This is a genomic window from Corallococcus sp. BB11-1, from assembly GCF_026626625.1.
GTDB classification, from domain to species: domain Bacteria; phylum Myxococcota; class Myxococcia; order Myxococcales; family Myxococcaceae; genus Corallococcus; species Corallococcus soli.
In genome coordinates, this window is record NZ_JAPNJY010000011.1 from 86718 (window position 1) to 97757 (window position 11040).

Consider the following 11040-nt stretch of genomic DNA (forward strand, 5'->3'; position numbering starts at 1 on the left):
GGCACCCGTCTCCCTCTTGCTGCGGGCGAGCATGGACCGCGCCCGGCCTGACCCGCAAATCAATCGACCGGGTTGCCCGGACTTGAAGGGCCTGGGCATTCTTTCAGGCAATGGCGTCTCGCGAACTGATGGACACCGAGGAACCCCGGCGGGGGCCCGCGCGCGCCGCCCCTCCGGAGCGGCTGTACCTGCTGCTGTTGGAGGGCAACACGTCCACGCTGGTGCCGCTGCCCCGGGAGGGAGCGGTGGTCATCGGGCGGGCGGTGGGGGTGGACGTGGTGGTGGAGGACGCGTCGGTGAGCCGCCAGCACGCGAAGGTGGGGGTGGCGGACGGGGAGGCGTTCATCGCGGACCTGGGCAGCCACAACGGCGTGCGGGTCAACGGCGAGCGCGTGCAGGGCACCCGGCCGCTGGACGGCGGGGACGTGGTGACGCTGGGCAACGTGACGCTGGTGTTCCACCGGGGCGAGCGGCCCCCTCCGGCCCGGCGGGCGCTGGAGGCCGAAGGGCTGCGGACGCGGCTGTCGGAGGAGCTGGACCGGGTGCGCAGCTACGAGCGCGCGGTGAGCGTCCTGGCGCTGGAGGTGGAGGCGGCGTGGGTGTCGCAGGCGGAGCTGGTGCAGGCCCTGCACGGCGCGCTGCGGTTGATGGACGGGGTGGGGCTGGTGGGGGGCACCCTGGTGGTGCTCCTGCCGGATCTGTCCGGCGAGGAGGCGGAGGCGATGGCGGCGCACCTGGTGTCGGTGCTGTCGCCGCTGGCCGGCCGCGTGCGGGCGGGCCTGGCGTCGGCGCCGGGGGATGGGCTGCAGGGGGATGCGTTGATTGGCGCGGCGCGGGCGGCGGCCCTGGCGGCGGACCCGGGCGAGACGCGCGTCAGCGGGCCCTCGCTGTACCGGCTGTCGCTGGGCGAGCGCTCCGTGGTGGTCGCGGACGCGGCGCTGGTGCGGCTGTTTGAGCTGCTGCGACGGCTGGCGGCGAGCTCGCTGCCGGTGCTGGTGCATGGGGAGACGGGCTCGGGCAAGGAGAACGCGGCGTGGGCGGTGCATCACTGGTCGCCGCGTTCGGCCCAGACGTTCGTGGCGCTCAACTGCGCGGCGCTGCCGGAGAGCCTGGTGGAGGGGGAGCTGTTCGGCCATGAGCGGGGCGCCTTCTCCGGCGCGGACCGGGCGCGGGCGGGGCTGCTGGAGCGGGCCAGCGGCGGCACGCTGTTCCTGGACGAGGTGGCGGAGCTGTCGCTGCCCATCCAGGCGAAGCTGCTGCGCGCGTTGGATCAACAGGTCATCACCCGGCTGGGGGATTCACGCGAGCGGCCGGTGGACCTGCGCGTGGTGGCGGCCACGCACCGGGTGCTGGCGGACGAGGTGAAGGCAGGGCGGTTCCGGCAGGACCTGTTCTTCCGCCTGTCCGCGGCGGTGGTGGTGCTGCCGCCCCTGCGCGACCGGCCCCGGGAGCTGCCCCTGCTGGCGCGGGCCTTCCTGGAGGACGCCTGCGCGAGGGCAGGGCGACCAGCACTGCACCTGTCCGCCGCGACCATGGCGCTGCTGGGGGCGCACGCGTGGCCGGGCAACGTGCGCGAGCTGAAGCACGTCCTGGAGTACGCCGCGGCCACGTCACCGGGCCCGGTGGTGGAGCCTTCGCACCTGCCGGAGTCGCTGCGGGAGGGGCTGGAGCGGATGGACGTGGAGCCGGTGGAGGGGCTTCGCGAGGGCACGGAGGCGACCGTGCCGCGTGCGTTCCAGAACCTGGCGGAGGAGCTGCGGACGCTGGAGCGGCAGCGGATGGTGGAGGCGCTGGAGGCGACGGGCGGGGTGCAGACGCGCGCGGCGCAGCTGATCGGCATGCCGCTGCGCACGTTCGCGTTCAAGCTGAAGCAGCACCGCATCGCCTCGCGAGGACGGGGGCCGGCGGTGGAATGAAGCGCGAGGACCCCTCACCGTGGCAGCCTCCCGCGACGTTCGGTGAGTACCGACTGGTGCGGCCGCTGGGGCGTGGCGCGATGGGGGAGGTGTACCTCGCGCATGACACGGTGCTGGACCGCTGGGTGGCGGTGAAGTTCATCGCGGGCGTCGCGCCCGACGAGGTGCAGCGCGAGCGCTTCCGCACCGAGGCCCGCGCGATTGCCCGGGTGCAGCACCCGAACGTGGTGGGCATCCACCGGGTGGGCGAGGTGCGGGATCGCCCGTACCTGGTGTCGGAGTTCCTGCGCGGCGAGAGCCTGGATCGCCTGGCGCGACCGGTGCCGTGGGAGCGCGTGCTGGAGCTTGGCATCGGGCTGTCGCGGGGCCTGGCGGCGGCGCACCGGCAGGGGGTGCTGCACCGCGACCTCAAGCCCGCGAACGCGCTGCTGACCGAGGACGGGCAGGTGAAGCTGCTCGACTTCGGCGTGGCGAAGCTGCTCGACGTGGCGGGGGGGAGCGCAGGGCCCGCAGACCTGTCCGACAGTCGGACAGCTTTGGCAGAGGGCCTACCGGAGGGCGGCGAGGCGACGGTGGACCTGCCGGACGGAATGGGCACGGCGGACACGGTGGCTTCGCAGCGGAGTCTGGCGGCAGAGCGTGACGGCGCGGTGGCTTCGCGGCGGAGCAGGGCGACGGGGCATGGCAGTGGTGACGGCCCGGAGGCTTCGCGTTGGGCGGCGTCGGCCGAGCGTTCAGATGTCGATGCCGCTGGATCCACGCCAGTCCTTGCGTCCGCGAACCGGGCCGCGCTGGCTTCAGTGGGGTCCCTCCCCACCAGGAGTGCACCGGACCAGGCGACCGCCGACCTTCCACGCGATGGTTCCTCAGATGCCGCTCATCGCACCGCGACCTTGGCCCCGCCAGCGAAGGACCTCCCGGCCCCTCCCTTGGACTTGCTGTCCACGGGCCGCATCGGGACCCCGCTCTACATGGCGCCCGAGGTGTGGCGGGGCGAGCCGGCCACCGCGCGAAGCGACCTCTTCTCGCTGGGCGTCCTCCTCCATGAACTGTGCGGAGGCCTCACGCCCGGTCCGCTCGCGGACGCCCCGCTCGAACCCCGGACCTTCGCGCCGCTGGATCGAGTGGTGCCCGGGATTGATTCCGCGTTCGCGTCGGTCGTCATGCGGTGTCTCGCGCATGAGCCCTCCGCGCGCTTCGACTCCGCGGAGGCCCTGCGCGAAGCCCTGGAGTCGGTCGCCTCGCGACGCTCCGCGACCCTTGGGCATGCCGCCGCGCCCGCGCGAGTCCGCCCCCGGTGGCTGCGCGTCACCCGGGTGGTGGCCCTTCCGTTCCTGGCCGCGGCCCTCCTCCTCGGGGGCAACTGGTACGGGGAGCGCTCCCGGCGCCTCGACGCGGAGCAGGCGCTGGCCTCCGTGGCCCCGCTGCTCGACGAGGGCCGTGTCCTGGAGTCGCGGATTGAAGCCCTCCGCGCGGAGGCGTTCACCGCGTTCGACTCGGACCGCGTGCCCCTCGCCGAGGACACCTGGTCCCAGGCCCTGTCCCTGGGCGCGAAGCAGGCCCGGCGCTACGAAGAGGCCACCGCCATCCTCGAGGCCTCCCGGATGCGCGTGGGCGCGGGCCGGAGCGATCCGTTGGATCAGCGCCTCGCGGACCTGCTCCTCCAGCGCATCCTCGTCGCGGAGCGCGACCGCAAGCCCGAGGCCCGCGCGGCCCTGCTCCAACGCCTGGACGAAGTGGACCCAAGCGGCGTCACGAGCCACAAGCTGACCGCCCCCGTCCGCATGGACCTGGACAGCGATCCCCCTGGCGCCGTCGTCCAGGTCGAAAGCCTGGAGCCAATCACAGGCGAGCCCCCCGGGCCCTGGACCTTCGGCACCACGCCCATCACCTCCGGCCTCACCCTGTCACCCGGCTCCTACCGCCTGACGTTCACGCGACCGGACCGGCCGCCGGTGCGCTACCCCGTGCTGCTCGGGCGCGGAGGCGTCTTCCAGGCCCGCGTCGTCCTCCCCAAGCACGTCCCGGACGGCTACGTCTACGTGCCCCCGGGCCGCTTCCTCTACGGCAGCGGCGACGACGAGAGCATCCGCCGCACCGTCGTGCGCACGCGCCCGCTGCACCCGCTCACCACCGGCGCCTTCCTCATCGCGCGCCACGAAGTCACGTACGCGGACTGGCTCACCTGGCTGCGCGCGCTGCCCACCGCGGAGCGCGCCGCGCGCAGGCCCCGGGGCACGAACTACTACGGCACCATCGAGCTGCTCCCCAATCCCGACGACACCTGGACCTTCCACCTGGAACACGAGGGCGTCGCCTACCACGCGAGGGAAGGGGAGCCCCTGCGCTACCAGGACCGCCAACTGCGCGCCGAACAGGACTGGCGCCGCTTCCCCGTGTCCGGCATCTCCTGGGAGGACGCCCGCGCCTACGTGGCCTGGCTGGACGCCACCGGCCGGCTGCCCCGCGCGCGCCTGTGCACCGAGCGGGAGTGGGAGCGCGCCGCCCGGGGCGCGGACGGCCGCGACTATCCGCACGGCCCCACGCTCGCGCCGGACGACGCCAACTTCGACGCCACCTACGGGCGCAAGCCGCGCGCCTTCGGGCCGGACGCGGTGGGCTCCCACCCTGCGTCGGACAGCCCCTTCGGCGTGGCGGACCAGTCCGGCAACGTGTGGGAGTGGCTGGTGACGGACACGGCCGGCACGCCCGCGTACGGAGGCGGGTCGTTCTACCAGGACGCGCTCACCGCCCGGGTCCTCAACCACGGCGACGGAGAGCCGCGCACGCGCTTCCCCTTCATCGGGATGCGCGTGTGCGCGTCCGTGCCGTGAGTCAGAGGTCGCGCCCCGGGAGCTGGCCCACGGCGGGCAGATAACCCAGGTCCTTCACGAAGACGAACGCGGAGGAGGGGGGCTGGGTGGACGTGGCGTAGAAGCCCAGCGTCGGATGCCTCCACAGCTTCAGGGGCCGGCGCTGACCCGTGCTGTCGGCATCCACGGCGCTGTACACATAGCCCTCGATGCCCTGGTCCGCGTTGACGGCATGGAGGAAGTAGCCGGTGGCGGGAGCACAGGTGTTCGAGTCCGTGAGCAGCCTGCGCCCCAGGTGGTCCACGCACCGGTACAGCGGCTTGATGAAGGACCCCATGCGCTTCTTGATGGCGGAAGGCAGCTTCGCGGAGAGGATGGGGCCTTCCGCGCGCAGGGGGACGAGCGACGACGTGTCCGCCAGCCCGTCGCCATTGAGGTCCGCCCGGAACGAGGCCACGTCCACGATGCCCGGGTGCTCCTGGAGATCCGCCACCACCGACGTGGTCGTCACGAACTCCGTGTCGGTCTTCTTGAACATCACCAGCGCACGGTCGATGAAGAGCGAATAGGAGACGATCAGCGTGTCGTCCGCGTAGTTCGTCAGCTTCATGTCCTCGCACGGACGGACGGAAGGCCCGGTGGCGATGACGGGAGGGATGCCGGCTTCGAGCGCGCGGTTGAGGCACGTGGCCTCCAGCGACAGGCTGTCCCAGCGCTTCTTGCCCAGGCACAGCGGCCGGACCGTGCCGCACGAGTCCCGCCGCCAGACGGCTTCGAGCGCGTACTGCCCATGCTCCACGGTCGCCACGGGGTAGCCGCCGGGGCTCAGCGCCAGGGCGGCTTGCGGTCCCATGAACGACAGCGGGGTGCCATCCAGCGTGTTGCTTCTCCCCTCGCCGCAGTAGTCCGCCCTCGCCATGCGCGTGCAGAGCTCGTGGGACTCGAGCGCGACGTCGTCCCCGTTGACGGCCCCGCTCCAGGGCGCATAGCCCCAGTCGATGCACTTGGCGATGACACCACCGCCCACGAAGAACGGATTGGTGGTGGTGCCCTGGTTCGAAGGCGCGCACGCGAAGGTGAAGTAGTCCGGGTTCTTCAGCAGCGCACCGCCCGCCGACCATGCATGGGGCACCGCGAACGCGAACCCACTGCCTGACGGGCACAGCGGCACGGTCGTCTTGTCATCCGTGGTGGCGCTCACCCGGAACTCCCAGCGTGCCGCGCCGGAGTTGAGGTTCTCGCTCGTGCACGCGACCGGGGACGACGTGATGCCCACGTGACAGCGGGCCTCCTGGATGACGAGCCTCACCGAGCGGCCCTCGAACGGCGCGCGGAAGGTCGTCCCCACCAGCGAGGGCCCATCCAGGAGCACCCCTGGAAACGGTGGAGTCCCCCCGGTGCAGCTCAGCTGCCACACGACGATCCGCCCGCCCACCATGCCCGACTTCACCGTCGCGCACGTCACGCCCGTGGGAAGCGGCGGCCCCTCCACGGAGGCATGCGGGATGTTGATGGACTCGAAGCGCTCCGAGCCATGCAGCTGCGTCCCCTGCGCGCTGTTCGTCGGGGGAGGCTCCGCGACCGCCCCCGAGCCTCCCAGCAGCACCGCGCCCAGCAGCCCCTGCCTCCAGACCTTCATGATGGCTGACACGTGTTCGTCTCCCGCCTGCGCTTGATTTCGCGAGGCGCTCGAACGCCCCCCCGCATGGACCTGTACGCCGGACACGTTTGCAATTCGAAGGCCCGCATTCTTCGCCATGGCCGGTGTGCAAACCTTGCCGGGAGTGCAAGCCCCGCACGCCCTGGCACCGGGGCGGTGTGCAAACCTTGCACGGGCGAAGGAGAGCGACTTCGTGCGCGCCATGCACCGCATCCACCATGCGGCGGCGCACCCGAGCGCCCTGAAGGTCTCCGTGCTGCCGGCGCTGGACGACGAAGTCCCCAGCCGGACGCGCGCGGTCTGCTACGCTCGGGCACCGCCGGGGCGCGAGCGCTTCACGCCACCACCTTCGACCCATGACGGGAGGGACATGACCGGTCACGACCGGACCGACGCCGGGCTGGTGCTGCTCGACGGAAGCATGGGGGCGGGAGGGGGACACATCCTCCGCTCGGCGCTGTGCCTGTCGCTCATCACCGGACGGCCCTTCCAGCTCACGCGGCTGCGCGAGCAGCGGGAGCCTTCGGGGCTGAGGCCCCAGCACCTGGCCTCCGTGCGCGGCGCGGAGGCCCTGAGCACCAGCACCAGCGAGGGCGCCGTCGTGGGCGCGTCCGAGCTGCGCTTCACCCCCGGCCCGGTGCGCGCGGGGGACTACCTGCTGGAGGTCGGCGCCGCGGGCAGCACGCCGCTGCTCTTCCAGTGCCTCGTGTACCCGCTGGCGCTCGCGGGCGGGGGACGGCTCACCCTGCGGGGCGCCACGCACCCGCGCAACAGCCCCAGCTTCCACGCGCTCACGGGCGCCTGGCTGCCGGTGGCGCGCGCCTACGGATTTCCGGTGCAGCTGTCGCTGACGCACGCGGGCTTCCATCCGGAGGGCGCGGGCGAGTTCACCGCGCAGGTGGGCGCCCCGGGCGAACCGCCGCTGCGGGTGGACCTGCCGGCGCGCGGCGTGCTGCGCGAGGTGCGGGTGGCGTCCTTCGTGGGCGGGCTGCCCTTCGCCGTGGCGGAGCGTCAGTCCCGCGCCGCGGTGGCCGCGCTGCGCGAGCGGGGCATCCTGGCGGAGGCGGACAACCGGCCGCTGCCGGTGACGCGCTCACAGGGCACGGTGACGTTCGTGCTGGCGCAGTTCGAGCACACCGTCGCGGCCTTCACGTCCCTGGGCGACCGCGCGCTCGACGCGGAGGCCGTGGGCAGGAGCGCGGCCGAGTCGCTGACCCGGTTCATGGAGACGGGCGGGGCGCTGGACGAACACCTGGCGGAGCAGCTGCTCCTGCCGGCGGCGCTCCTGGCGTCGGGGAGGCTGGGACCGGTGACGCCGGGCACCACGCGCTTCACCACCGCGCGGGTCACCGGGGCGCTGACGACCCAGGCGGAGGTGCTGCGGCGCTTCCTGCCCGTGGCCATCGACGTGGAGCCGGGCGGGCTGGTGGAGATCCGCCCGGCGTGACGCTGGCGCCGGGAGGCTAGGCCTCGTCCTCGCCGGCGTCATTCGCGCCGAAGGTCTTGCTGGCGGCCATGTCCTTCACCGTGCCGCGGTAGGCGCGGATGGCGAAGGGCAGACACACCATGAAGATGATGCCCGCGAGGCCAATGGCCCTCCAGGGCATGGGCTTCTCCTTGGGCTTCTCGTCCTTGCTGTAACCGTGGAGGTTGTTGCCCATGGCGCGCGCCTTGGCGGCGTCCCGCTCTTCCTGGGTCAACTCCCTGGGGTTCTGGAACTCCTGCGGCTGACGGCGCTGCGGTTGGGCCAGGACAGCACCGCCCCAGACGAGGGCGAGGATGAGAACAAGCCGGGGGAGCGAGGGGGAGGGCATGGGCCCTGAGCCTAACAGAGCCTCCGTTCACGATGAACAGGGGTTGCTTCACACCACCCAGGCCGTTACCCGCGCCCCATGCTCCGGCTCCCCTTCGTCCTGCTGGCCAACCTGCTCCTGGGGCTGCGCCTGCTCCTGGGCCTGCCCTTCCGGCTGGTGGCGGCGCGGCGGAGGCCCGCCTGGGTGCGCTTCCGGCTCGCGGGCAGCCTCCCGTACCGGCCGAGTCCCGGCCCCCGGCTCCGCCTGAAGGGCATGAAGGTGGAGCCCGCGACCGTCACCTCGCTGGAGGCCTTCGGCCGGGCGCTGCGCGTGCTCGCCGCCGACCCCAGGGTGGAGGGCATCCTGCTGGAGGTGGAGGGGCTGGCCCTGACGGACGCCCGGCGCGAGGCCCTGCTGGCGCTGCTGGCGGACTTCCAGGCCGCCGGCAAGCGGGTGGTGTCGTGGGCGGTGATGGTGGACACGAACGAATACCCCGTGCTCGGCGCGGCGGACGAGGTGCTGCTCGCCCCCATGGGGCGCGTGGAGCTGGTGGGCTACGCGGCGGAGGCCGCGGTGCTGGGCGAAGCCTTCGGCCGGGTGGGCATCCACGCCCACTTCGCCCGCCGGGGTGACTACAAGACGGCGCCGGAGTTCTTCACGGACGGGAAGGTGTCCGACATCCAGCGCCAGACGCTGGAGACGTTCCTGGACGAGCGCTTCGGCGTGCTGGTGGAGGCCCTCCGCCGCTCGCGCGGGAAGACGCCGGAGGAGGCGAAGGCGCTCATCGACGCCGGGCCCTACAGCGCGAAGCGGGCGCTGGAGGCGGGGCTGGTGGACGGGCTGGTCCATCAGGCGGACCTGGGCGCCCACCTGGGCCTGGAGGGCCGGAAGCAGGACGGCGGGGACGAAGCGCCGGTGCCCACCTTCGGCGCGTACCTGGCGACGCACGCCTTCCCGCCGGTGCGCTGGCTGCCGCTGCGACGTCGGCCCCGGCTGGCGGTGGTGGACGTGACGGGCATCATCGTCCCGGGAAGCGGGGGCGCGGGTCGCTTCGCGGCGGCGGACACCGTGGTGAAGGCGCTGCGCAAGGCGGGGCGCGACCCCAGGGCGAAGGCCGTCGTGCTGGCGGTGAACAGCCCGGGCGGGTCGGGGCTCGCGTCGGAGCAATTGCTGGAGGCGGTGAAGCGGGTGGCGAAGCAGAAGCCGGTCATCGCGTACGTGGATCAGGTGTGCGCGAGCGGCGGGTACATGGCGGCCATCGGCGCGAGGGAGATCTGGTCCGCGCCGCACGCCGTCGTGGGCTCCATTGGCGTCTTCATCGGCAAGTTCGAATACGGCGGCCTGCTGGAGAAGCTGGGCGTCCAGCGCACCACGCTGACGCGGGGGGAGAACGCCGCGTTCGGCTCCAACTCCCGGGGCTTCACGCCGCACGAGCGCGCCGCGCTGGAGCGCGAGGTGGAGGAATCCTACCAGTCGTTCCTGGAGCTGGTGGCGCAGGCGCGCGGCCGGGCGAAGGAGGAGATCCACGAGCGCGCGGAGGGCAGGGTGTACTCGGGGCTGCGCGCGAGGGACGCGGGGCTGGTGGACCGCATCGGCGGCTTCGAGGAGGTCTGCCGCCACGCGATGGAGGAGGCGCGGCAGCCCTCCGACGACTTCGAGATCGTCCGTTACGGCGACAGGGCCCGCTCGAAGCTGTCGCTCCTGAAGCTGCTGTCGGGCGCGGCCCACCCGACCCTGTATGCCTTCTGCATGGCGTCCTGGAGCCTCCAAGGGAGTTTCGGGACTTCCCGGCGCATGGACTAACATGGGCCCATGGCCCGCTCCTGTCCGGTGTGTCCCAGCCAGCAGTTGAACGCCGTCCAGGCCTCGGACGTGGAGGTGGACATCTGTCCGCGCTGCCACGGCCTGTTCTTTGACCGGGGAGAGCTGGAGCGCTTCCCGGACCGGCCTTCGCTCAAGCCGCTGATGGGCACCGCGAGGAACGCCGCGTCCCGGTGCCGCGCCGGAGGCCACCTGGTGCCGCGCGCCCTGGCAAGCTGTGCCACGTGTCGCAGCGAGCCCATGACCTGCCCGGGCTGTGGCGCGAGGCTCGGGCTGGTGTCCGCGCGGGTCTGCACGGTGGACCTGTGCGCGCAGTGCGGCGGTGCGTGGCTGGACACGGGCAAGTTCGAGGTGCTCGAGAACGCCACCGTGGAGGCCCCGAAGGCGCCCCCGGCCAGCGCCAGGGCGGGCTGGGAGGTCGCCCCCGCCACGGACGGAGGCGCCGACCCCTGGAACGCGCCGGGCGCCAGGGCCCCGCTGCCGCCCTCGCATTCGCTCACCGGAGGGGCGGGCCTGCGCTCGCCCATGGCGTGCATCATCTGCGAGCGCCAGGTCCCGGTGAGCGAGGCCTGGGCCTGGGACGGCGACGTCTACTGCGGCGAGCACCACCCGAAGGGCGCCGTGTCGGGCGCGAGCCTGCCCAGGCACCGGCATGTGGATCCCCTTCCCAACCTGACCGTGAGCCGCATGGGCCGCGTGGTCCGCGACGGCCCGGACTGGGCGGACCTCGTGCACTGGGTGGTCCAGCTGCTCCGGATTCGCTGACGTCCCCAGGCGTGGAAGCTCCCACCTGCCCGGCCGCACAGGGGCGCGCCGGGGAGGGCAGGGCGCCTGAATGACGCCCGCGGGCGCCCGGAGATTGCTCCCCCAAGGGCCGGGGTCTACCCTGCCGCGCCAGTGATGCCGCGCCTTGCTCCCTTAAGCCTGCTGCTCCTGGGCACCGCCTGCGCCACCGCGTCGCGTGAGCCGGCCTCCGTGGCGGAGGCGTACGCGAAGGCGCTGGAGGAGAACCGGCTGTCGGACGCCTACCGCCTGAC

General features: G+C 72.9%; 7 protein-coding genes. 5 read left to right on the forward strand and 2 right to left on the reverse strand.

Annotation, left to right across the window (positions count from 1 at the left end):
• Positions 1–128: 128 nt before the first annotated feature.
• Both OV207_RS11605 and OV207_RS11610 read left to right on the forward strand, forming a co-directional pair.
• Positions 129–1916 (forward strand): sigma 54-interacting transcriptional regulator, encoded by a 1788-nt coding sequence (locus tag OV207_RS11605; protein WP_267554985.1) that lies wholly within the window; start codon positions 129–131, stop codon positions 1914–1916.
• The gene (locus OV207_RS11610) at positions 1913–4750 is read left to right on the forward strand and encodes a protein kinase domain-containing protein (RefSeq protein ID WP_267554987.1); all 2838 of its coding nucleotides are present in this window, start codon (positions 1913–1915) and stop codon (positions 4748–4750) included. Before OV207_RS11605 ends, OV207_RS11610 begins: the two co-directional genes overlap by 4 nt.
• A gap of 1 nt (position 4751) precedes the next feature.
• Here OV207_RS11610 and OV207_RS11615 read toward each other — a convergent pair whose 3' ends face one another.
• A complete protein-coding gene (locus tag OV207_RS11615) occupies positions 4752–6380 on the reverse strand; it encodes an ADYC domain-containing protein (RefSeq protein ID WP_267554989.1) in 1629 nt (542 codons plus the stop codon).
• A 379-nt stretch (positions 6381–6759) separates the two neighbouring features.
• Between OV207_RS11615 and rtcA the strand changes: the two genes are divergently transcribed.
• Positions 6760–7836, forward strand: coding sequence for an RNA 3'-terminal phosphate cyclase (gene rtcA / locus OV207_RS11620; RefSeq protein WP_267554998.1), 1077 nt, complete (start codon positions 6760–6762; stop codon positions 7834–7836).
• A gap of 16 nt (positions 7837–7852) precedes the next feature.
• Here rtcA and OV207_RS11625 read toward each other — a convergent pair whose 3' ends face one another.
• Positions 7853–8203, reverse strand: coding sequence for a hypothetical protein (locus OV207_RS11625; protein WP_267554991.1), 351 nt, complete (start codon positions 8201–8203; stop codon positions 7853–7855).
• A 78-nt stretch (positions 8204–8281) separates the two neighbouring features.
• Between OV207_RS11625 and sppA the strand changes: the two genes are divergently transcribed.
• Both sppA and OV207_RS11635 read left to right on the forward strand, forming a co-directional pair.
• Positions 8282–9985, forward strand: a complete 1704-nt coding sequence (gene sppA / locus OV207_RS11630) for a signal peptide peptidase SppA (RefSeq protein WP_267554994.1) — start codon at positions 8282–8284, stop codon at positions 9983–9985.
• Between the two features lie 9 nt (positions 9986–9994).
• Positions 9995–10768: a zf-TFIIB domain-containing protein gene (locus tag OV207_RS11635; RefSeq protein ID WP_267554996.1), complete on the forward strand. Its 774-nt coding sequence runs from the start codon at positions 9995–9997 to the stop codon at positions 10766–10768.
• Positions 10769–11040 lie beyond the last annotated feature (272 nt).